At 78.1% G+C, this 21,722-nt stretch carries 22 protein-coding genes; 9 read left to right on the forward strand and 13 right to left on the reverse strand.

Annotation, left to right across the window (positions count from 1 at the left end; translation table 11 throughout):
- Nucleotides 1-54: 54 nt before the first annotated feature.
- Nucleotides 55-705 carry a ferritin-like fold-containing protein gene (locus tag ACI798_RS09855; protein WP_387991597.1) on the reverse strand — a complete coding sequence of 217 codons (651 nt, stop codon included), beginning with the start codon at nt 703-705 and terminating at the stop codon, nt 55-57.
- Between the two features lie 556 nt (nt 706-1,261).
- Here ACI798_RS09855 and ACI798_RS09860 point away from each other — a divergent pair.
- The 4 genes from ACI798_RS09860 to ACI798_RS09875 are packed head-to-tail and all read left to right on the forward strand — an operon-like array spanning nt 1,262 to nt 5,740.
- Nucleotides 1,262-2,734 carry a DEAD/DEAH box helicase gene (locus ACI798_RS09860; protein ID WP_457047890.1) on the forward strand — a complete coding sequence of 491 codons (1,473 nt, stop codon included), beginning with the start codon at nt 1,262-1,264 and terminating at the stop codon, nt 2,732-2,734.
- Between the two features lie 8 nt (nt 2,735-2,742).
- Entirely contained in the window at nt 2,743-3,912 is a 1,170-nt protein-coding gene (locus ACI798_RS09865) for an outer membrane protein assembly factor BamB family protein (RefSeq protein ID WP_457047827.1), read from the forward strand.
- 47 nt (nt 3,913-3,959) lie between these two features.
- A complete protein-coding gene (locus tag ACI798_RS09870) occupies nt 3,960-4,874 on the forward strand; it encodes an alpha/beta fold hydrolase (protein WP_456940976.1) in 915 nt (304 codons plus the stop codon).
- Nucleotides 4,871-5,740: an oxygenase MpaB family protein gene (locus tag ACI798_RS09875; protein ID WP_456940975.1), complete on the forward strand. Its 870-nt coding sequence runs from the start codon at nt 4,871-4,873 to the stop codon at nt 5,738-5,740. The genes ACI798_RS09870 and ACI798_RS09875 overlap by 4 nt, the downstream gene beginning before the upstream one ends.
- Here ACI798_RS09875 and ACI798_RS09880 read toward each other — a convergent pair.
- The 5 genes from ACI798_RS09880 to ACI798_RS09900 form a co-directional block, all read right to left on the reverse strand.
- Complete coding sequence (locus ACI798_RS09880; protein ID WP_457047828.1) at nt 5,737-6,615, reverse strand: RecB family exonuclease; 879 nt, start codon at nt 6,613-6,615, stop codon at nt 5,737-5,739. The genes ACI798_RS09875 and ACI798_RS09880 overlap by 4 nt on opposite strands.
- A gap of 27 nt (nt 6,616-6,642) precedes the next feature.
- The gene (locus ACI798_RS09885; protein WP_457047829.1) at nt 6,643-7,500 is read right to left on the reverse strand and encodes a PHP domain-containing protein; all 858 of its coding nucleotides are present in this window, start codon (nt 7,498-7,500) and stop codon (nt 6,643-6,645) included.
- Nucleotides 7,501-7,535: 35 nt separating this feature from the next.
- Nucleotides 7,536-8,162 carry a PH domain-containing protein gene (locus tag ACI798_RS09890; protein ID WP_456940972.1) on the reverse strand — a complete coding sequence of 209 codons (627 nt, stop codon included), beginning with the start codon at nt 8,160-8,162 and terminating at the stop codon, nt 7,536-7,538.
- 7 nt (nt 8,163-8,169) lie between these two features.
- Entirely contained in the window at nt 8,170-8,334 is a 165-nt protein-coding gene (locus ACI798_RS09895) for a hypothetical protein (RefSeq protein ID WP_456929373.1), read from the reverse strand.
- 123 nt (nt 8,335-8,457) lie between these two features.
- Nucleotides 8,458-9,081 (reverse strand): DUF6758 family protein, encoded by a 624-nt coding sequence (locus tag ACI798_RS09900; protein WP_456940971.1) that lies wholly within the window; start codon nt 9,079-9,081, stop codon nt 8,458-8,460.
- A gap of 105 nt (nt 9,082-9,186) precedes the next feature.
- On the opposite strand from ACI798_RS09900, the gene ACI798_RS09905 reads away from it, so the two are divergent.
- Nucleotides 9,187-9,615 (forward strand): NUDIX hydrolase, encoded by a 429-nt coding sequence (locus ACI798_RS09905; protein ID WP_456940970.1) that lies wholly within the window; start codon nt 9,187-9,189, stop codon nt 9,613-9,615.
- Nucleotides 9,616-9,639: 24 nt separating this feature from the next.
- On the opposite strand, the gene ACI798_RS09910 is transcribed toward ACI798_RS09905, so the two are convergent.
- The gene (locus ACI798_RS09910) at nt 9,640-10,149 is read right to left on the reverse strand and encodes a MaoC family dehydratase (RefSeq protein ID WP_456940969.1); all 510 of its coding nucleotides are present in this window, start codon (nt 10,147-10,149) and stop codon (nt 9,640-9,642) included.
- A 142-nt stretch (nt 10,150-10,291) separates the two neighbouring features.
- Between ACI798_RS09910 and ACI798_RS09915 the strand changes: the two genes are divergently transcribed.
- Both ACI798_RS09915 and ACI798_RS09920 read left to right on the forward strand, forming a co-directional pair.
- Nucleotides 10,292-10,780 (forward strand): hypothetical protein, encoded by a 489-nt coding sequence (locus ACI798_RS09915; RefSeq protein WP_456940968.1) that lies wholly within the window; start codon nt 10,292-10,294, stop codon nt 10,778-10,780.
- Nucleotides 10,777-11,691: an HTTM domain-containing protein gene (locus ACI798_RS09920; RefSeq protein ID WP_457047830.1), complete on the forward strand. Its 915-nt coding sequence runs from the start codon at nt 10,777-10,779 to the stop codon at nt 11,689-11,691. The genes ACI798_RS09915 and ACI798_RS09920 overlap by 4 nt, the downstream gene beginning before the upstream one ends.
- A 7-nt stretch (nt 11,692-11,698) precedes the next feature.
- Here ACI798_RS09920 and ACI798_RS09925 read toward each other — a convergent pair whose 3' ends face one another.
- A complete protein-coding gene (locus ACI798_RS09925) occupies nt 11,699-11,992 on the reverse strand; it encodes a WXG100 family type VII secretion target (protein ID WP_456940966.1) in 294 nt (97 codons plus the stop codon).
- Nucleotides 11,993-12,146: 154 nt separating this feature from the next.
- On the opposite strand from ACI798_RS09925, the gene ACI798_RS09930 reads away from it, so the two are divergent.
- Nucleotides 12,147-16,268, forward strand: a complete 4,122-nt coding sequence (locus tag ACI798_RS09930) for an FtsK/SpoIIIE domain-containing protein (RefSeq protein WP_457047831.1) — start codon at nt 12,147-12,149, stop codon at nt 16,266-16,268.
- Between the two features lie 8 nt (nt 16,269-16,276).
- On the opposite strand, the gene ACI798_RS09935 is transcribed toward ACI798_RS09930, so the two are convergent.
- From ACI798_RS09935 to ACI798_RS09950, 4 genes are all read right to left on the reverse strand, one after another.
- Nucleotides 16,277-16,789, reverse strand: a complete 513-nt coding sequence (locus ACI798_RS09935; RefSeq protein ID WP_456940964.1) for a DUF6912 family protein — start codon at nt 16,787-16,789, stop codon at nt 16,277-16,279.
- A gap of 69 nt (nt 16,790-16,858) precedes the next feature.
- Entirely contained in the window at nt 16,859-18,241 is a 1,383-nt protein-coding gene (locus tag ACI798_RS09940) for a WS/DGAT/MGAT family O-acyltransferase (RefSeq protein WP_457047832.1), read from the reverse strand.
- Between the two features lie 91 nt (nt 18,242-18,332).
- Nucleotides 18,333-19,628 (reverse strand): AAA family ATPase, encoded by a 1,296-nt coding sequence (locus ACI798_RS09945; RefSeq protein WP_457047833.1) that lies wholly within the window; start codon nt 19,626-19,628, stop codon nt 18,333-18,335.
- Complete coding sequence (locus tag ACI798_RS09950) at nt 19,628-20,575, reverse strand: SAF domain-containing protein (RefSeq protein WP_457047834.1); 948 nt, start codon at nt 20,573-20,575, stop codon at nt 19,628-19,630. Before ACI798_RS09950 ends, ACI798_RS09945 begins: the two co-directional genes overlap by 1 nt.
- Before the next feature lie 213 nt (nt 20,576-20,788).
- Between ACI798_RS09950 and ACI798_RS09955 the strand changes: the two genes are divergently transcribed.
- Complete coding sequence (locus ACI798_RS09955; RefSeq protein WP_456940960.1) at nt 20,789-21,097, forward strand: helix-turn-helix domain-containing protein; 309 nt, start codon at nt 20,789-20,791, stop codon at nt 21,095-21,097.
- Between the two features lie 2 nt (nt 21,098-21,099).
- Here the strand turns inward: ACI798_RS09955 and ACI798_RS09960 are convergent, their stop codons facing one another.
- Nucleotides 21,100-21,669, reverse strand: a complete 570-nt coding sequence (locus ACI798_RS09960) for a hypothetical protein (RefSeq protein WP_457047835.1) — start codon at nt 21,667-21,669, stop codon at nt 21,100-21,102.
- Nucleotides 21,670-21,722: the final 53 nt, after the last annotated feature.

Raw genomic sequence — 21,722 nt, forward strand, 5'->3', positions numbered from 1 at the left:
GGTACGTCCCGGAAGGGCGTCCCCGCATCCCGCGGGGGCGCCCTTCCGCCGTCCTCAGGGGTTCAGGCCGAGGGTCTTCATGCGCTCGGTGTGCGCGGCGGTGATGCGGTCCACCAGCCGGACGACGCCGGTCAGGTCGCCGGTGCCGCCGATGATCAGCCGGGCCAGGCCGTCCCGCTCGGCGATGACCGCCTGCGACTGGGAGATCGCCTCCCCCACCAGCCGGCGTCCCCACAGCGCGAGCCGGCCGGCCAGCGTCCGCTGCGCGGCGATCGCGGCCCGGACCTCGCGGACGGCGAAGTCGGCGTGGCCGGTGTCGGCGAGCACCTCGAGGATCAGCGACCGGTCCGGCTCGGGCAGGGAGCCCGCGATCTCGCGGTAGAAGTCCGCGGCCAGGCCGTCGCCGACGTAGGCCTTCACCAGGCCCTCGAGCCAGGTGCGCGGCCGGGTGCCCTCGTGGAAGCCGTCGAGCGCGGCGACGAACGGGCGCATCGCCTCGGTCGGCTCCGCACCCAGCTCGGTCAGCCGCTGCGCCAGCCGGTCGTGGTGGCCCATCTCCGCGGCGGCCATCCGCGCCAGGGCGGCGCGCCCCGCCAGGGTCGGCGCCATCCGCGCGTCCTCGGCCAGCCGGTCGAACGCGGTCAGCTCCGCGTAGGCCAGCACGCCGAGCAGGTCGACGACGGCTCGGGTGTCGACCGTGGTCACGTGCCACCTCCGGGTGGTGTCGGGGCGGGCTGGCCGCGCGGCGACCGAGGCTAGCCGCTGTCCGCGCTAGCATGGGAACAGGCGGGCCGCGAGGCTCGCTGGTATCTGTGCGCTGACGAACGTCGGACGACGCCCTGAGGAGCCCCGACCGGGCACCGGGTGCGTCCCGGTCCTCCCCGGTCCGCTGGCCGCGTCGGCGCTGGAACGCATCCCGCGACACCCGACCGCGGAGCGCCCGGGCGACGACGCCGTCGCCCCCGGCAGCTCCCCCAGCCGACCAGAGGCGAGAGCACTGACCTCCACCGAGAACACCCCCACCGAGACCACCACCCCGAGCACCGAGCTCGAGCACGCCGAGACCGGCGCACCGGCCCCCGAGCAGGTCGAGCAGACCGTCGAGGCCCTCGGCGGCGCTCCCGTCGAGGAGACCGCGCCGCTGTTCAGCGACTTCGACGTCCACCCCGACGTCGTCGCGGCGCTGGCCGAGGCCGGCATCACCCGGACCTTCGCCATCCAGGAGCTCACCCTCCCGCTGGCGCTGGCCGGCAACGACCTCATCGGGCAGGCCCGCACCGGCACCGGCAAGACCCTCGGCTTCGGCGTCCCGCTGCTGCAGCGCGTCGTCCCCGCCGCGGAGGGCGGCGACGGCGTCCCGCAGGCGCTGGTCGTCGTCCCCACCCGCGAGCTGTGCGTCCAGGTCGCCCGCGACCTCGGCACCGCCGGCGCCAGGCGCGGCATCCGCGTGCAGGCCATCTACGGCGGCCGCGCGTTCGAGCCGCAGGTGTCCGCGCTGCAGTCCGGCGTCGAGGTGGTCGTCGGCACCCCCGGCCGGCTGCTGGACCTGGCCGAGCAGGGCCACCTGATCCTCGGCAAGGTCCGCGTCCTGGTCCTCGACGAGGCCGACGAGATGCTCGACCTGGGCTTCCTGCCCGACATCGAGCGGATCCTCGGCATGGTCCCGGCCCAGCGGCAGACGATGCTGTTCTCGGCCACCATGCCCGGACCGATCGTCACCCTGTCCCGGTCGTTCATGACCCAGCCGACCCACATCCGGGCGCACGGCAACGACGAGGGCTCGACCGTCCCGCAGACCACGCAGTTCGTGTACCGGGCGCACAACCTCGACAAGCCCGAGCTGCTCGCCCGCGTGCTGCAGGCCCGCGGCCGCGGCCTGGCGATGGTCTTCTGCCGCACCAAGCGCACCGCCCAGAAGGTCGCCGACGAGCTGGTCGACCGCGGGTTCGCGGCCGCCGCCGTCCACGGCGACCTCGGCCAGGGCGCCCGCGAGCAGGCGCTGCGCGCCTTCCGCAGCGGCAAGGTCGACGTCCTGGTCGCCACCGACGTCGCCGCCCGCGGCATCGACGTCACCGGCGTCAGCCACGTCGTCAACTACCAGTGCCCCGAGGACGAGAAGACCTACGTGCACCGGATCGGCCGGACCGGCCGCGCCGGGCGCGAGGGCGTCGCCGTCACGCTGGTCGACTGGGACGACATCCCGCGCTGGCAGCTGATCAACAAGGCGCTGGACCTGCCGTTCGTGGACCCGCCGGAGACCTACTCCACCTCGCCGTGGGTCTACACCGACCTCGACGTCCCCGAGGGCGCCAAGGGCCGGCTGCCGCGATCCCAGCGGACCCGCGAGGGCCTCGACGCCGAGGTGCTCGAGGACCTCGGCGAGACGGGCAAGAAGACCAGGGGCGCCGGCCGCGGTCCCGCGCGGGAGGAGTCCCGCACCGAGGACGAGCGCCCGGCCCGGACCCGTTCGCGCCGCCGCACCCGCGGCGGCGGTGCCACGGCCGAGGCCATCGCCGCCCCGCCGGCCGACGCCGCGCCGGCCGAGGCCGGGTCCGACGAGGCCCCCGCGGCCCCGGCCGGGGACGCCGCCGACGGGTCCGGCGAGGGTGCGGCCCAGCCGCGCCGTCGCCGTCGCCGCCGCGGCGGCCGGGGTCGCTCCGGCGCCTCCGCCGGCTCCGGCGCCGAGGGCCAGGACGGCGACGGCGACGGCGGCGACTCCGAGTCCGCCGCGTAAGACGCCGCGTGGCGCTGCGTCCCCCGCCGCTGCGGGTGTGGGTCTGGACGGCGGCCACCCTCGCGCTGGCCGTCGTCGCCACCCTGCTGTGGCGGGGGTCGAGCGTCGCCGCGACCGACAGCACCACCGCCGCCGAGCCGCCGGTCCCCTCGGCCGCGCCGGCCGGTGACCTCGCGCCCGCCTGGTCGGTCGACGTCGACGTCCCGCTGCCGGACGCCGTCGTCGAGGGCGGCCGGGTGGTCGTGCCCGTCGCCGACGGCGTCACGGCGCTGGACCCGGCCACCGGCGAGGAGGCCTGGCACTACCGGCGCACCGACGCCGCGCTGTGCGGGCTCTCCGCCGGCGACGGGCTCGTCGTCGCCGTCTTCCGCACCGCGGACCGCTGCGACGAGGCGCTGGCGCTCACCGCGGCCACCGGCGTGCGCGCGTGGACCCGCAACCTGAGCCTGCGCGGCGACGCCACCGTCACCGGCGCCGACCAGGTGGTCCTCGCCAGCAGCGACACCGGCGTCGTCGTCCTCGACCCGGTCGGGGACAACGTCCGCTGGCGGTCGGGCGCGGAGTCCGGCTGCACGCTGCTCGACACCGCCGCGGGCAGCGCCGGCGTCGCGGTGCTGCAGCGCTGCGCCGGCTCGGCCGCCGTCCAGCTGCGGCTGTTCGACGCCTTCTCCGGCGAGGCCCGCTGGACCCGCGACCTGGCCGTCGCGGACGGCGCCGAGGTGCGGCTGGCCGGCGCGGACCGGCTGGTCGACGTCGTCTCCGGCGACGCCCTGCTGGTCCACCGCCCCGACGACGGCACCCAGCTGCAGGAGCTCGCGCTCCCGGCCCCGACCGACGGCGGCGCGGAGGGCGATCCGGTGCTGCAGTCCGGGACCGGCGACGTCGCCCTGGTGTGGGCGCGCAGCACCGTGTGGGCGCTGGACCGGACGAGCGGCGCGACGCTGTGGTCGACGCCGGCCCTCGGCCTGCCCACCGCGTCCGCCGCCGGCAAGGGCGAGGTCGGGCAGGCCGGCGTCTGGGTGCCCGAGCCCGACGGCCTCGTGCTGCGCGACCCGGCCACCGGCGCCGAGCTCTCCCGGGTGGCGCTGCAGGACCCGCCGGCGCCGGGCGGGCGGGCCGCCGTCGCCGGGCCGGTGCTCGTCTACGCCCTCCCCGACCGGGTGCTCGGGTACGCCTAGTCCCCCGCACGGCGGCGCGGCCGCCGCGGGCGGGGTTCACTGGGACCATGGTCCTGCCCGGCACCTCGCACAGCCCCGACCTCGCCATCGCCGCCGACGACCTGCGCCAGCTCGCCGACCACGACGCGACGCCGCGCACCCTCCCCGGGCGGGCCGGGCCGCTGGCCGCGCTGGACACCGGCGGCGACGGGACCAGCGGCACGGTGCTGCTGGTCGCCGGCTACACCGGCAGCAAGGAGGACTTCGCCCCGCTGCTCGCGCCGCTGGCCGCCGGCGGCTACCGGGTGGTGGCGATCGACCAGCGCGGGCAGTACGAGTCCCCCGGCCCCGACGACCCGGCCGCCTACTCGGTCGCCGAGCTCGCCGCCGACGTCGTCGCCGTGGCCGCCCTGCTGCGCGAGGAGACCGGCACCCCGCACCTGCTCGGGCACAGCTTCGGCGGGCTGGTCGCCCGCGGCGCCGTCCTCGCCGACCCCGCCGCCTTCCGCTCGCTGACCCTGCTCGGGTCGGGCCCCTCCCGGCTGGGCGGCCTGCGCGCCGAGCTGCTCGAGCACCTCGGCCCCCTGCTGGACTCCGGCGGCGTCCCGGGCGTGCACGCCACGCTCGAGCAGCTGGCCATGACCGACGAGCGCGCCCAGGCGGTGCCCGCCCCCACCCGCGCGTTCTACGCCCGCCGGTTCCTCCGCAACACCGCGGCCGGGCTGCGCGGCATGGCCGACGCGATGACCGCCGAACCCGACCGGGTGGCCGAGCTGGCCGCCACCGGCGTGCCGGTGCTGGTCGCCTACGGCGTGGCCGACGACGCCTGGCCGACGGACGTGCAGGCGGACATGGCCCGGCGGCTGGGCGCCCGGCACGAGGTCATCGACGGCGCGATCCACTCCCCCGCCGTCGAGAACCCGCGCCGCACGCTCGAGGTGCTCGAGGCGTTCTGGTCCTCGGTGCCGGAGGGGACCCGGTGAGCGGCGCCCGGCCCTCGGCGCGCGACTGGACCGTCGAGGAGGACCTGCTCGGCTTCTTCGGGCCCGACAGCGTCACCTGGCGGGTGCACGCCGACCCGGTCTACAGCGTCGGCGGGCTGCGTGCCCTGCTGCTGCAGGCGCTGCACCCGGTCGCGATGGACGGCGTGGCCCGCAACTCGGTCTTCCGCGCGAACCCGTGGCAGCGGCTGGTGCGGACCGCCGAGTACGTCGACACGCTCACCTTCGGCACCCGCCGCGAGGCGGTCCGCGCCGTGCGGCGGGTGCGCGGCCTGCACCGACGCCTGGGCGGCACGGAGGAGACCACCGGCCGCACCTACCGCGTCGACGACCCCGACCTGCTGCTGTGGGTGCACAACTGCGAGGTCGACTCGCTGCTCGACGTCGCCCGCCGCGTCGGCGTCGTCACCCCCGCGGAGGCCGACCGCTACGTCGCCGAGCAGGTGACCGCCGCCGAGCTCATCGGGATCGACCGCGCCGACGTCCCCGGCTCGGCGGCCGCGCTGGCCGGCTACTTCGAGCGGCTGCGCCCCGAACTCACGTTCACCCCGGCCGCGTGGGAGGCGTGGCGTTTCCTCGTCGTCCCGCCGATGCCGCGGTGGGTGCAGTTCCTCACCCCGGCCCGGCCGGCCTGGGGGTCGCTGGCGTCGCTGGCGGTGGCCACCCTGCCGCCGTGGGCGCGCCGGATGGCTTCGCTGCCCGGGCTGACGCTGACCGACGCCGCGGCGACGGCGGCGCTGCGGGCGTTCCGCACCGGGATGCTCGCGCTGCCCGACCGGGCCCGGCACTCCCCGATCCGCCGCGCCGCGTTCGAGCGGACGGCCGGCGCGGTCGAGGTCGGCGCCTAGATCCCCGCCTGGCCCTCCGCCCGGTCCCCGTCGGCGGGCAGGAAGCTCCACGTCTCCCGCGGCGGCGTCGCCGCCTGCCCGACCGGGCAGCTGGGCCGGAAGTCGCACCAGCCGCACTGCCGGCCGGGGACGGCGGGGAACGCCTCGTCCGGCGGCACGCCGTCCTCCATCCGCTGCGTGGCGACGGCGATGTCCTCCGCGACGTCCTCGGCCCGGCGCACGTGGTTGGCCAGCGACCGCTCGGTGTGCTCGAAGGAGGCGACCGTGCCGCTGGGCAGGTGGTGCAGCTCGACCCGGCTGCACGGCCGGCGCAGCGTGCGCCGCACGCCGAGCACGTAGGCCGCCAGCGCGGGTGACCCGCGCGCCTCGTCGTCGGTGCTGGGCACCCGGCCGGTCTTGTAGTCGACGACGACGAGCTCGTCGCCGCGCTGGTCGATGCGGTCGACCCGCCCGGTGAGCGCCAGCCGCTCGGTGGTGCACGAGACCTGCCGCTCCAGCCCGACCGGCTCGTCGGCGGGGTCCAGCGACTCGACGTAGCCGGTGACCCAGCCGGCCGCGGTGGCGCGCCAGCGGGCGGCCTGCTCGTCGTCGCGGAAGCCGTTGGCCGACCAGACGCCGTAGAGCAGCTGCCGGGCGGCGACGGCGGTGCGGCGGGCCCGCGGCAGGTCCCACCACGAGCGCAGCGCGGCGTGCACGGCGGAGCCGACCGTGTTGTGCGCCCACGGTGGGCCCTTGGGCGGCGTCGGCCGGTCGACGTAGGCGAAGCGGTAGCGGCGCGGGCAGTCGGCGAAGGTGGCCAGCTTGCTCGGCGTCGCGGGGAACAGCCGGCGCGGCATGCCGGGCATCTCGAGCTGTGCGCCGTCGGACTGCCTCACCCGGCCACGCTATCCGGCGACAGGGCCTCAGCCGGCCAGGGGCACGCTGCCGGTGGACGCGGCCACCAGCGCCTCGTACTGCTCCGGGTCGGTGGTGCACGCGCCGAGCGGCGTCGCCTTGTTCGTGCCGTGGTGGTCGCTGGAGCCGGTGACCAGCAGCCCGAGGTCACCGGCCAGGCCGCGCAGGTGCGCGCGCTGGGCCGGGTCGTGGTCGGGGTGGTCGACCTCCAGGCCGACGAGCCCGGCGTCGGCCATGGCGGCGATCGCGGCGTCGTCGACCACCCGGCCGCGCCGGGTGGCCAGGCCGTGGGCGAACACCGGCACCCCGCCGGCCGCCCGGACCAGCCGGATGCCCTCCAGCACGTCGGTGTCGGCCTTGGTCACGTGGTACGGGCCGCCCTGGTGCAGCAGCGTGGTGAAGGCCTGGTCGACCGACGCGACGACGCCCGCCTCGACCAGCGCCCGGGCCACGTGCGGGCGGCCCACCACGGCGCCGCCGCTGGCGTCCAGGACCCGCTGCCACTCCACCGGGTAGCCGGCCGCGGCGAGCGCAGCGACCATCCGCTGGCCGCGGGTCAGCCGCTCCTCGCGCAGCCGCCGCAGCTCCTCGGCCAGCTCCGGGTGGTGCGGGTCGAACAGGTACGCCAGCAGGTGCACGCTGACCGGCCGCCCCTCCGCGGGGAACCAGCGCGCGGACAGTTCCAGGCCCGGGACGACGGTCAGCCCCTCCGGCCGCGCCGCGGCGGCCGCCGCCCAGCCGTCGGTGGTGTCGTGGTCGGTGAGCGCGACGACGTCGAGGCCGGCGGCGCGGGCGGCGGCCACGAGCGCGGCCGGGGTGTCGGTGCCGTCGGAGACCGACGAGTGGGTGTGCAGGTCGATGCGCATCGGCGTCCAGCCTCCCCCAGGCGGGCGCGCGCTGCTCAGGCCCCCGGCGGGCGCGGGATCGGCTGGGTGTCGTGCCGCGGCGGCGGCGCGGCGGGGCGCCGGCCGTCGTCCGGGTTGCCCTCGTCGTCGCCGGCCGCGGCGCCGCCCCCGTCGCTGCCGAACAGCAGCTCGCTCACCTCGCGGTAGAGCAGGTCCGCGCGCGGCAGGAAGGTGATCTGCGACAGCGCCTGCTGCGAGCCGGCCGACTCGAACCGGAACGTGCCGTAGCCGAGCAGCTGGCCGGGGACGGTCTCCTTCCAGGTCAGGTCGGTGATCCGGCGCAGCGGCAGCAGGCTGACCGTGCGCGCGACGATCCCCGAGGTCAGCAGCACCCGGCGGCGGGTGACGATGAAGTGCCGCATCCACCACTCCCCGGCCCGCAGCGCGAACCAGCCGAGCGCACCGAGGACGACGAGCAGCCCGGCGCTCGCGCTGACCCGGTTGTCGGGGTCGAGGGTGAGCACCCACAGCCCGACGAGCAGGACGGCGACCGCCTTCGCGCCCGGCCACAGCAGCACCGCCCAGTGCCGGCGGGTCGCCACGACCGCCTGCTCACCGGGGAGCAGGTACTTGGCGGCGTCCTTGGCCCACCGCGGCGGGCGGCCGCCGGCCGGGCCGCTCACGGCGGGGTCAGACGAGCGAGCCGACGAAGGCCGCGATCGACGACGCCGCGCTGCCGAGCGCCTCCCCCGCGCTGCGCACCACGTCGGCCGAGGCCTCGGGACGCTGGATGACGTAGAAGACGACGAAGGCCACCGCCAGCCAGACGAGCACCTTCTTCAGGTTCACCGCCACCCCCGGGGGTCCGCTCGGACCGGCGGGCACGGCGCCCGCACGGCTGGGCCCGGAGGCCGGCCCCATGGGTAACACAGGCCCCAGCGCCCCCCGGCGGGACACGCCGGGCGGCGGACGGACGGGTCAGTCCCCCGGCAGCAGGTGCTCGCTCGGCGGGCCGAGCGGGAGGTCCGGGTACAGCCGTTCCCGCAGGTCGAGCAGGCGCATCTCCTCGGCGAGCAGCCAGCCGGCGGACATCGGCCACATGACCAGCCACAGCCACACGCCGTAGGCCTCGCCGACGAACGCGGCCCGGTCGTCGGAGGTGGGCACCGCCCACAGCGGCGCGTGCTGCCCGGCGGCCTCGACCGCCGCCGACGACGGGCCGGTGATGACGTCGCCGGGGTCCAGGCCCGGGAGGCCGGCGTAGCCGCAGCCCACGCCCATGCCCGGCTCCTCGGCGACCAGCACCAGCTCCGCCGACCCGCCCAGGGGTGCCGGCCCGGCGCAGCCGACGACGATCGCCCGGGCCCCGGGCTCCCCGCCCCAGGCCAGGCCGGTCACCGACCAGCCCGGGGGCACGGGGTCGGGCACCCACGCGGGCACCCGGGCGTCGGCGGTCACCGCGGCGATGGCGTCGTGGGCGATGAGCGTGGTGTGGTGCAGCGGGGTGACCGCGCCGTGCACGTGGCACCAGGCCACGGCCGAGTCCCCGGGGCGCACCACCAGTGGTTCGCCGCAGCGGGGACAGACCGGGGAGGCGCTCATCGCAAGACACCGTCCTGTCACACGGGGCTGACGTCAAGCGCAGGCGGACGGCACCGTCCGGCCCGGCCGGGTCGCCGGCCGCGGGCCCGGCCGTAGCCTGCGGCGGTGGCTCCCGACTCCCCCGGCGACCGGCTGCCGGTGCAGGCCTGCGTCGGGGGCGTGGTCCTCGACGGGGAGGGCCGGCTGCTGCTGGTCCGCCGGCGCAACGCCCCGGGCCGGGGGCTGTGGTCGGTGCCCGGCGGGCGGGTGGAGCCGGGCGAGACGCTGCCCGCGGCGGTCGCCCGCGAGGTCCGCGAGGAGACCGGGCTGGCGGTCCGGGTCGGGGCGGAGGTCGGCCGGGTGACGATCCCCGGCGACGGCGTCGTCTACGACGTGGTGGACTTCGCCTGCACGCCGGAGGACCCGGCCGCGGCGCCGGTCCCGGGCGACGACGCCGACGCGGTCACCTGGGCCGGCGCCGCCGACCTCGACCGGCTGGCCTGCACGCCGGGGTTGGTCGCGACGCTGCGCGGCTGGGGTGCGCTGCCGTCCTGACCGGTCCGGCAGCGCACCCCTCCCTCAGGAGCGCGGCGCCGGCTCCGGGCGGCCGGGCTGCTCGCCGCCGCGGGCCTCGCCGTAGGACCGCTTGGGCACCATGACCTTGCGCCGGAAGACGCAGACGACGGTGCCGTCCTGCTTGTAGCCGATCGTCTCGACGTGCACGACGCCGCGGTCGTCCTTCGACCTCGACTCCGTCTTGTCCAGGACGGTGGTCTCGCCGTAGATCGTGTCGCCGTGGAAGGTCGGCGCCACGTGCCGCAGCGACTCGATCTCCAGGTTGGCGATGGCCTTGCCCGACACGTCGGGCACGCTCATGCCCAGCAGCAGCGAGTAGACGTAGTTGCCGACGACGACGTTCTTGCCGAAGTCCGTGGTCTCCGCCGCGTAGTGGCTGTCCAGGTGCAGCGGGTGGTGGTTCATCGTGATGAGGCAGAACAGGTGGTCGTCGTACTCGGTGACGGTCTTCCCGGGCCAGTGCTTGTAGACCGCACCGACCTCGAACTCCTCGTAGTACCGACCGAACTGCATGTGCGCTCCTCCGACGTCGTCGTGCGGTGGACGGTGCCGACGTCGTGCGCAGGGCAGGGGCCGTCCCGGGCCGGGCAGGCCAGTTGCCCACCACGCGGCGTCGGTGACCCATCTGGACGGGCGCCGATCCTACGATGCCCGGGTGGTCCAGCCGTCCCGCGCCGGCGACCCCGCGGAGGCGGACGTCGTCAGGCTCTCCAGCGGCGGGCGCCGCGTCCGCCTCGCCGCCTCCCTGGCCGTCCTCGCGCTGCTGCTCGCCGGGACGGTCTGGGGCACCGACGCCTCCTTCCCGTTCGGCCCGTTCAAGATGTACTCGACCCGCGCCGAGGTGAACGCGCCGGTGGTCTCCACCCGCGTGGTCGGCCTGACCGGCGAGGGCGAGGAGGTCCGGCTGTCCGGCGGTGAGGTGGGGCTGCGCCGGGCCGAGTTCGAGGGGCAGCTCCCCCGGCTGGTCGATGACCCGGCGCTGCTGGTGACACTGGCCGAGACCTACGCCCGCCGGCACCCGGACGCCCCCGCCCTCGTCGAGGTGCAGGTGGTGCAGCGGCACTTCGAGCTCTCCGACGGGCAGCCGACCGGCGCGTGGACCGACCGCGTCCTCGTCGACCAGGACCTGGGGGGCGGCGCGTGAGCACCTCACCGGTCTCCTCCCTAGCCTCCGCGGTCCGCGGCCTGCGCGGCTTCTGGACCCGCCCGGTCCCGCTGGCCCGCATCGCGGTGTTCCGCACCATCGCCTACCTGTTCGTGCCGGTCGACGTCTTCCTCACCACCGCGTGGGTGCGCGCCCACGCCGAGGTGCCGACCGTCTGGTACCAGCCCCTGGAGATCGCCCGGGTGCTGCACCTGCCCACGCCGACGTCGACCGTCGTCCACGTCGTCCAGTGGGCACTCGTCCTCACCGCGCTCGCCGCCGCCACCGGCCGCGCCCCCCGTCTGCTCGGCACGGCCGTGTTCCTGCTGTACCTCGAGTGGATGGTCATCGCGATGAGCTACGGCAAGGTCGACCACGACCGCATCGCCTACCTCGTCGCGCTCGCCGTGCTGCCCACCATCGGCCGGGTCCGCTGGCGCGACCGCCGCCGGTCCGAGGCCGCCGGCTGGGCGATGGCCGCGGTGATGGTGACGGTGATGCTCACCTATTTCCTCGCGGCCTGGGCGAAGATGCGCTTCGGCGGCTGGGACTGGGCGACGGGCTCGACCATCACCCGGGCGGTGATCCGCCGCGGCACCGCCCTGTCGGACTGGACGCTCGACGTCCCCGGCCTGCTCGTGGCCGTCCAGTGGGCGATGCTCGTCCTCGAGTTCGCCGCCCCGCTGATGCTGCTCGTCCGGTCCGACCGGGCCCGCGCCGCGCTCGTGGTGTTCCTGCTCGGCTTCCACCTGATGGTGTTCGGCGGGCTGCGGATCATCTTCCTGCCGCACTGCGTGGCGATCCTGTCGATCCTGCCGTGGGAGCGGGCGCCCGAGGTGCTCGCCGCGGTGCGCCGGCGGCTGCAGCCCGGGCGCGCCGCCGCGCTGTCCGCCGCGGCGCCACCCGGCTGACCCGGGCTCAGATCAGCGCGCCGATGCGGGCGGCCACGTCCGCCTCGTGCTGCTGGTAGGACGCGGCGACCGCGGTGAGCAGCCCGCCCATGCCGGTGAGCGCGTCGCTCACCCCCTGGGCCGAGACCCGCCACTGCTCGTAGAGCGCGCTGAACTGCACCGCGGCCTGGCTGTCGGTCCAGCCGTCGAGCACCGAGCTCGTGACCGTGCTCGACAGCGTCGCGTGCCGCGCGGCGGTCTCGGCCGCCTCGGCCTGGCACCGCCCGGCCATCGTCTGCAGCGTCCCGATGTCGACCCTCATGGCTCCTCCTGTCCGTCCCGGGTCCCTCCCGGGTGGCTGCGGACGCTAGGCCGGACCGGTCCCTAGGGCGCCGGGACCGTCCACAGCCCCGGGCCCGTCCACAACCCGGGACCGTGGGCCCCGCGGCGGGCCGGTGGCCGGGAGCGTCGCGCCCGTGTCCGCTCCTCTCCCCGCCGGCGCCGAGGCCCGCTGCTGGACGCTGGTCCGTGCCGAGGGCGCCGTCCACGTCGAGGTCCGCGCCCCCGACGACGCCCGGCTCGACACCGTGCTGGGCCCGCTGGCCGCTGCCCTCGGCGTCGCGGCGACGGGCCTGTGGTCCGGCACCACCCGGCTGTCCGGGGAGCTCCTCCTGACCGACGACCGCCTGCTCCACGGCGCGGTCCTGGGCCTGGGCCGCCCGGTCCCCCGGTCCGGCGAGCCGCCCGCCAGCCCCCTGGAGCTGCACGTGGTCGGCGGGCCGGCCGCGGGCACCGCCGTCCCGCTGGCCACCGGCCGGCACGTGCTCGGCCGCGGCGCCGGAGCCACGCTGTCCCTGCCCGATCCCGGGGTCTCCCGCCGGCACGTCGCGCTCGAGGTCGGCGCCGGCGGCATCACCGTGACCGATCTCGGCTCGACCAACGGCAGCCGGCTCGACGACGCCGACCTGGACGGCGCTGCGCGCCCGTGGCGTCCCGGCGCGGTGCTGCGGCTGGGGGCGAGCTCGGTGACCGTCACCGGCCCGCGGGACGGGCGCGCGGGGCTGCGGCCGGGGCCCGGCGGCCGCCGGCTCGTCCGGCCGGGCGTCCTGCCGTCCGCGCACCGCCCGGAGGTGGAGGTGCCGTGGCCGGAGCCGCCCGCGGCCGCACCCCGGCGCCGGCTGGGCTGGGTCGCCGTCGTGCTGCCGGCCGTCGCCGGGGTCGTGCTCGCGCTGGTGCTGTCGGCGCCCACCTTCCTGTTCTTCGCACTGCTGGGCCCGCTGGTGGCGGTGGGCAGCTGGGCGTCGGACCGGTGGAGCGGGTCGCGCACCGGCCGGCGGGCGGCCGCGGCGCACGCCGGAGAGCTGCAGGAGGCCCGCGCCCGGCTGGCCGAGGCGGTCCGGGCCGACGTCCGGGCGGCGCGGGCGGCCGCTCCCGACCTGGCGGCGCTGACCGCCGCGGCGCGCCGGCGGACCACCCTGCTGTGGTCCCGCCGCGCCGGGGACCCGGGAGCGCTGACCGTGCGGCTGGGCACCGGCGCGGGCCCCACGCGGGTGGTCCGCGTCGAGGCGGGCCGGCGGCTGCCGGAGCCGGCGGCCGACCTCCCGGTGACCGTGGACCTGCGCCGCACCGGGGGCCTGGCCGTGACCGGCCCGCGGGAGCCGGCGTTGGGCGTCGTGCGGGGGCTGCTGGCGCAGCTGGTCGCCCTGTCGGCACCCGGCGACGTCGACGTCGCGGTCCTGACCTCCGCCACCCGTGCGGCCGACTGGGCCTGGGCGCGGTGGCTGCCGCACCTGCCGGAAGGCCCGATCTCGGTCCGCCTCTCGGGGTCCGAAGCCGATCCGGCGCTGTCCTCGTGGCTGACGGGCCTGACCGACGGGCGCGGGGACGCCGCGGGCACGCCGGTCCTGGTCGTCGACCGGCCGGTCGACCCCCCGCTCGCCGACGTCCTGCGCCGGTGTCGCGAGCAGGGTGCGGTGCTGCTGGCCCTCGCCCGCCGTGGCGAGGACCTCGGCGGCTGCGTGCCCGCCGTCCTCCAGGTCGGGGGCGAGACCGGCGACACCGGGCGGCTCGGGATCGGCGACGGCGCGCGCCCCGTCGACGTCGTCGTCGACCGCCTGCCCCTCGCCGCCGCGGCACGGCTGGCCCGCGACCTCGCTCCCCTCGCGCCCGCCCGGCAGGCCGCCGGGCTGCCGCGCACCGTGCGCCTGCTCGACCTGCTCGCGGACGGCCGGGACGGTCCCGGCGGGGAGGTGCCGGTCGCCTGGTCGGGCACGCGGTCGTCGCTCACCGCGCGGCTGGGTGTGACCGCGGCCGGCGGAGCCGAGGTCGACCTGGTGCGGGACGGGCCGCACGCCCTCGTGGCGGGGACGACCGGGTCGGGCAAGTCCGAGCTGCTGCAGACGCTGGTCGCCGGGCTCGCGCTGGCGCACCCGCCCGACCGGTGCTCGTTCCTGCTGGTCGACTACAAGGGCGGCGCCGCCTTCGCCGAGGCCGTGGCGCTGCCGCACACCGTCGGCCTGGTCACCGACCTGGACGGCGCGGCCACCGCCCGGGCGCTGCGGTCGCTGACCGCGGAGCTCTCCCGCCGCGAGGCGCTGCTGGCCGCGGCCGGGGTGCCCGACCTCGCGGCCCTCCCGCCGCAGGTGGAGCTGGCGCGGCTGGTCATCGTCGTCGACGAGTTCGCGGGCCTGGCCGAGGAGCTGCCGGAGTTCGTCAGCGGCCTGGTCGGGATCGCCCAGCGCGGCCGCTCCCTCGGCGTGCACCTGGTGCTCGCGACCCAGCGCCCCAGCGGCGTGGTGTCCCCCGAGATCCGGGCCAACTGCTCGCTGCGGCTGTGCCTGCGCACCACCGACGAGGCCGACTCGCGCGACGTGCTCGGCAGCGGGGTCGCCGCGACGGTGCCGACGGACCGTCCCGGCCGCGGGTACCTGCGCACCGGCGGCGGGCACCCGGTGCCGTTCCAGGCGGCCCGGGTGGCGCTCCGTCCCGCCGCCGCCGCCGCGGCCGCCGGCCCGACGGTGACCCGCTGGTCCTGGCCGGCGCCCCCGGCGGGGACCGCGCCCGGGCCTCCCCCGGGCCCGACCGATCTCGCCCGGGTCACCACGGCCACCACCGCCCGCGCCGCGGTGGCGGGTGTGCGGCGGCCGCACCGGCCCTGGCAGCCGGCGCTCCCGGAGGAACTGAGGACGACCGAGCTCCCCGCCGCGGACGGGCCCCCGACGGAGCTGGTGGTCGGGCTCGTCGACCGCCCCGACCGGCAGGCGCGGGAGCCGCTGCGGCTCGACCTCGCCCGCGGCGGCGGCTGGCTGGCCGTGGGCGGTCCCGGCAGCGGCCGCACCACCCTGCTGCGCACCGTGCTCGCCGAGGCCGTGGAGCGGCTGCCGCCGGGCCGGCTGCACGTGCACGTCCTCGACCACGCCGGGGGCGCGCTGGCCGCCGAGGCCGCCGGCCTATCGCACACCGGCACGGTGGTCGGCGCGGACGACGCGCTGCGCACCGTGCGGCTGGTGTCCCGGCTGGCCGGGCAGGTCGCCGGTCGGCGGGCCGGCAGAGGCGCGGACGCCCCGGCCGTCCTGCTCCTGGTCGACGGCGTGGACGCCCTGCTGGCGCAGCTGGACGAGGCGGTCCCCGGGCAGGGCGCGGCCGGGTTCCTCCGGCTGGTCCGCGACGGCGGCGCGGCCGGGCTGACCTGCGTCCTGACCGCCGACCGCGCCGTCCCCGGGGGCCGGCTGGCCGCGGCCGCGGGGACGCGCCTGGTCCTCCCCCTGCCCGACCGCGCCGACTACGCCGTGGCGGGGGTGCCGGTGCGCGCGGTCCCCGGCGCCCGCCCGCCGGGCCGGGCGCTGCTGGGTGAGGAGGCGCTCGAGTGCCAGGTCGCGCTGCCCCGGCCCCTGTGCCGCACCGCGCCGGCCGCCCCGCCGGGCGCCGGGCCGCTGGTCGTCCCGGAGCTGCCGGCGGACCCGCCGCCGGTGCAGCCGCCGGCCGCGGAGGACGCCGACCTGCTCCGCCGCGTGCCGTTGGGTCCCGGCGGCGACGAGGGCAGCGTGCTCACCGTCGACCTGCTGCGCGCCGGCGGGCTGCTCGTCGTCGGCCCGCCCGGCAGCGGCCGGACGACCACCCTGGCCGCGCTGGGCGCGACGCTGACCGCGGCCGGCGTCCCCGTCGTCCGCCTCGCCCGGGGCGCCCGGTCCGCACCGGACGGGCGGCCGGTGCTCCCTGCTGACGACGTCGCCGGCTGGCGGGTGTGGCGCGCGGGCCTGGCCGGGCGCCCGGGCGCGGTGCTGCTGGACGACGCCGGGAGGCTCGCCGACTCGCCGGTCGGCACCGCCCTGGCCGGCGGCGACCGCACCGACGGCGAGGTGCTCGTCCTCGCCGCCGGGACGGCCGGCGAGCTCTCCCCCGCCTTCCGCGGGCCGGTCGCCGAGCTGCGCCGCGGGCGCAGCGGCCTGCTGCTGTGCCCCGGTCCCGGCGACGCCGACCTGCTGGGCACCCGGCTGCCCCGGACGCCGGTGCCCGTCCGACCCGGGTCGGGCTGGCTGGTCACCGCCGGGGTCCCGCAGCGGGTCCAGGTCGCCCGGGCGCGGCGGGCGGGCCCGTGACCGGCCGGTCAGAGCAGGTCGAGCGCCGGCCCGATCTCCTGCGTGGCGTACCAGGCCAGCTCGTGCCCCTCGGCCTGGTCGACGACGAACTGCGCCTCCTCGCTGCCGAGGTCGGCCTCGAGCACCACGGCGACCGCGGCGCGCACGTCCTCCTCCGCCTCGGCGCCGTCGACGTGCGCGCTGGCCACGTCGGCGAGCGCGACGTCGGCGGTGACCCGCACGGCCCCGGGGTCGGTGTCCGGGTCGTCGATCTCGGAGACCGAGCCGTCGGGCACGTCGGCGGCGAGCACGACCCGGCGGCGGGCGGCCGTGGGGTCGACGTCGACCAGCCGCAGGCTGGCCCGGGCGGCCGCGAGCAGCGCCGCGTACTCCAGTTCCTCGACGTCGGCCGCGGCGTCGCTGAGCGCGTAGTGGTCGCGCAGCCGCGGGGTGACCGCGAACCCGGTGTGCGGCCCGCTCAGCCGGCCCTCGTCCACGAGCGTCCGCAGGACGCTCGTCGTCGCCGGCAGGTAGATCCGCACCCGGCCGCTCCTCTCCTGTCGGGGAAGGCGACCGTATCCCGCACGTCCCGGCGCGGATCCGCCGCCGGGTCAGCGCACGGCGTCGGCGAGCGCCCCGACCTCCTGCTCGACCAGGTCGGCCAGGACGTCCACGTCCCCGACGCCGTCCCGGTCGGCGTTGAGCCCGACGTAGACGTGCCCGTCGTAGCTGGTCATGCCGACCGCCAGCCCCTGCCCGCCGACCAGCGGGACCACGGGGAACACCTCGAGCATCCGGCTGCCGGCGGCGTACAGCGGTACCTGCGGTCCCGGGACGTTGGTGACCACGAGGTTGAACATCCGCCGCGACAGCCCCCGGGCCGCGCGCGCACCGAGCGCGTGCAGGGTCGGCGGGGCGAACCCGGTCAGCGCGATGAGCGTGTCGGCGCGCACCGAGCGGCCCGAGCCGGTCACCCCGCGCATGGCGTAGCTGAGGCGGGCCAGCCGCACCCACGGGTTGGGCTCGCCGACCGGCAGGTCGACCAGGTACGCGGCCACGCTGCTGCCGGGCGCGTCCTGTTCCTCGCCCTGCACCGACACCGGCACCAGCGCGCGGACGGCGGTCGAGCCGAGCACCGGCTCGCCGCGGGACAGCAGCCAGTCGCGCAGGGCGCCGCTGAGCACGGTCAGCAGGACGTCGTTGATGGTGCCGCCGTGCGCCTTGCGGATGGCCTTGAGGTCCTCGAGGTCGGTGCGCGCGACGGCGACCCGCCGCTGGTTGCCCAGCGTGCGGGCGAGCGGGCCGTGCGGGGCCGGGACGACCGCCGAGCGGACCGCCCGCACCAGCCCGCCGGCCACACCCCGCGCCCGGGCCGCGGTGGAGCGCAGGTCGCCGACCGCCGACCGCGCGGTCTCGAGCACCGCCGTCGGGCGCTGCACGTAGTCCGCGAGCGCGTCGACGACCAGCTCCACCCGGCCGGGCACCCGCCGCGGCGCCCAGTCGTCGGCCGACGGCACCGGCGCGTCCGGCGAGGGGTCGAGGAGGACCTGCGCGATGTCGACGGCACCCAGGCCGTCGACCAGCGCCGGATGGGTCTTGGTGACCACCGCGACCCGGCCGCCGGACAGGCCCTCGACCAGGTAGACCTCCCACAGCGGCCGGCCGCGGTCCAGCGGGCGCGAGGTCACCCGGGAGACCAGGTCGAGCAGCTGCGCCTCGGTGCCCGGGCGCGGTACCGCCGACCGCCGGACGTGGTAGGCGACGTCGAAGTCGGGGTCGTCGGCCCACACCGGGTCGGCCAGGTGACCCGGCACCGGCACGATCCGCTGCCGGTAGCGCGGCACCAGCGACAGCCGCGCCTCGACCAGCTCGGCGAGGGTGTCGAGACCGCCCTCGACCGGCTCCAGGACCAGCACCCCGGCGACGTGGATCGGCGTCCCGGCGTCCTCCAGGTAGAGGAACGACGCGTCCAGGGTGCTCAGCCGCTCGGCCATCGTCCTCCTCCGGATCGGGAGCCCACCGTACGTCGCGGACGGGAGCCGGCACACCCGCGGGAGCGAGGGTCGCCCGGCCGGGGCGGCGGGGTCACCCGGCCCCCCGGCGCAGGCGGCCGCGCCGGCCGCCGCTGGGCTCGGGCACCCGCGCGAGCCCGGCGGCCAGCGACCGCAGGGCGGCGCGCAGCGGGGACCCGGGCGCCATCTCGGCGAGCGTCCGGCCGGAGGCGAGGGCGGCGTCGGTGGCGCGGCGGTCGGCCGGCAGGAACGCGCGGACCTCGCGGCCGGCGAACCGCTCGAGGGCGCCGGCGATCTCCTCGCGCGGGTCCCCGGGCACCGGCCCGCGGCGCACCTGGTTGACCACGACCGCCGGGTCCACCTCCGGCAGCAGGTCGCGCAGCTGGCCGAGGGCGCGGATGGTGCGCTGCAGCGCCACCGGGTCGGCACCGCTGACGCACAGGACGTCGTCGGCGGACTCGAGCACGGTCACCGTGGCGCCGTTGCGCCGGGGAGCGGCGGTGTCGAAGGACAGCTCCTCGTCCTCCTCCAGGTTGAACGCGCAGTCGACGACGACGAGGTCGGCGGCCCGCCGCGCCTCCGTGAGCACCGCGGCGACGGCGGCGGGCCGCAGCTCGGGCCAGCGGTCGGCACGCGCCAGCCCGGTCAGCACGGCCAGGTGCGGGCGGACCGACCACGCCAGCCGGGTGAGCGCCGCGCCGTCGAGCGTGCCGGCCGCCGCCTGCCGGGCCGCCCCGGCCAGCCCCGGCGACTCGTCGAGCAGCCCGAGCACCTGCGCGACCACGCCCCCGTAGACGTCGGCGTCGACCAGCAGCGTGGGCACGCCGAGGCGGGCGGCCTCGTCGGCGAGACCGACCGCGACCGTGGTCCGGCCGGGCGCGCCGGTCGGACCCCACACCGCCACGACCCGACCGCGCGGCGGCCGCTGCTCCTCCGGCCCCGGCTCGGGGAGCGCCGGCGCGGGCAGCGCCGCGCGCGGGTCGGCGACGTCTCGCCCGGCCGCCGGCCCGCCCGCGACGGCGTCCCGCAGCGCGCGCACGACGTCCTCGGCCGGGGCGTCGGCCGGCAGCACCGTCGCCACGCCGAGGGCGCGCAGCCGGTCGCCGGCGCGCTCGTCGGCGGGGTCGGCCAGCCCGACGACGGCCACCCCGGCGGCGGTCAGCCGGGCGACCGCGTCGCCGTCGAGCCGGTGGAGGTCGGCCGACAGCAGCGCGGCCTGGGCGGTGCCGGTGGCCACGGTGGCCAGCAGGTCCGAGGCGTCGACGCAGCGCCGCACGACGGTGACGCCGTGGTCGGCGCGGTCGAGCGCACCCACCAGCGCCGCCTCCCACGGCGCGCCGGTGACCGCGGTGACGACCTGCAGCGCCATCAGGCGGGAGGCGCGGCGGGGGTACCCGCCGCGGGGTCGACGGTCACCGGCGGCGCCACGGGCTCCACCGGCGCGGGCTCCACGGGCGCGGGCTCCACCGGCACGGGCGCGGGCTGCACCGGCGCGACGGGCACGGGAGCCGGGCCCGGAGCCGGCGTCGAGGTCGACGGCGGCGACGTCGACGGCGGTGACGAGGAGGTCGGGGACGAGGAGGTCGGGGACGACGACCCGCCGGCGGCCGACGCGCGGGACACCGCAGGGGTGCCGATGTCGTCGACGGACCCGTGCACCACGACCACCAGCGGGCGGCCGCCGATCGCGGCCAGCACGTCGGGCGCCTCGTCGGCGGGCACGGCGACGACCACCTGCACGGTCGTAGTCGTCGTCGAGAGGACGCCCTCCGCCCGGCCGCTGACCGCCTGCACCGGCGCCGAGCCGACCACGAGCACGACGCCCTCCCCCGTCGCGGTGCCCGCCGGGTCGGTGACCCCGTAGACGTCGACGACCGAGCCGCGGGCCAGGCCCGGCGGCACGTAGCCGGCCTGCACCGGGAGCGCGACCTGCACCAGGTCCTCCGGCTCCTCCAGCACGGTCCGCGGCAGCAGCTCGCCGGCCCGGACCGCCCGCGCGAGCGTCCGGCCCGCGGGGTCGGTGCCGGTGGACAGGTAGGCGCCGGCGGCGTCGCCGAGCCGGACGTCGACGGCGGCCAGGTCCTCGGGGCCGAGCACGGTGCCCGCGGCGAGGTCGGCGGTCACCGACCACACGGGCACGGTCGCGTCGGCGGCGGTGAGCACGCGGGCGCCCAGCAGCACCGAGCCGAGGACGAGCAGCACGCCGAGCACCAGGCGCAGGTCCAGCCAGCGGGGCGGCCGCACCCGGCGCGGCACCGGCCCGGCCGGCGTCTCCGCGGCGGGACCCGCCGGCACCGTGCGCGTCGCAGCGCTCACCGGGCGCTCCTCCCTCCGCTGGCCGGGGCTCCCCCGGCGGCCCGCCGACCGGCGGGCGTCCGTCCCGACCGGCACGGCGAGGCTCGGTCGGACGCAGATGATGCGGTACGGACGCGGATGCGTGCACCGGTTGTCCACACGTTCGGGTGTGGACGGGAAGCGTGCGGGTGAGCGCGTTCCTGACAGACTGGCGGGGACCGGACGGAGAGCCCCATGCCCACACCGCGCTTCCTGACCCTCGACGACGTCGCCGAGATCCTCAACGTCTCGTGGTCGCAGGCCTACGCCCTCGTGCGGCGGCGGGAGCTGATCGCCATCCAGATCGGCGGCCGCGGGCAGTGGCGGGTCGAGGTGGACGAGCTCGAGCGCTTCATCCAGCAGAAGTACGCCGAGGCCCGCGCCGGCGCGGTGCCCTCCGCCGGCGAGGTGGCACCTGACGGGGGGCCCGCCGGCGACCTGCCCGCCGGGGACGAGGTCCCGGCCGGCGAGGTCCCCGCCCGGGGGCGGCGCCGCACCCGCTGAGCTCAGGCGGCGCCGGGCGCGAGCGTCCGCACCACGGCGACCGCCGGGAGCACCACCGCCCGGACGCCGCGCACCGCGCCGGCCCGGCGGAAGTCGTCGGCCGCGTGCTCGGCGAGCTCGACGAAGTCGGCCCCCACCCGGTCCACCGTCCCGGTCAGCACCCCGCCGTCGTCGAGGACGACGGTCACCGCGCTGCGGTCGCGCGCCAGCCCGCGCAGCGCCCGGCGCAGGTCCAGCGCGACCCGGACGGCCGACGCCGGCCCGGCCGCGGCCGTGGTCCGCACCAGCCCCGACACCGCGACGACGGCCGGCAGCGCGACCAGCGCCTCGCGTCCGGTGCCGTCCTCGAGCAGCGCCCAGTCCGGTCCCAGCTCGGCGAGCCGGCCGGCCACCTCCCCCGCGCCCCGGCAGCGCAGCGACACGTGTCCGCCCACGGCACCACCGAGCCGGTCCGCCAGCCGCAGCGCCCCGACCTCCGCGCGGGACCGCGACGGGAGCTCGGCCCGCTCCTCGGCCGCCGCGGCCGCCTCGAACTCCGCCTGCAGATCGGTGAACAGCTGCTGCCAGCGCATGCCGCCGAGCGTAGATCCACAGGGACTCTTGTATTTGGTTGCGTTTGCTTGCT

The organism is Geodermatophilus sp. SYSU D01045 (genome assembly GCF_054050295.1).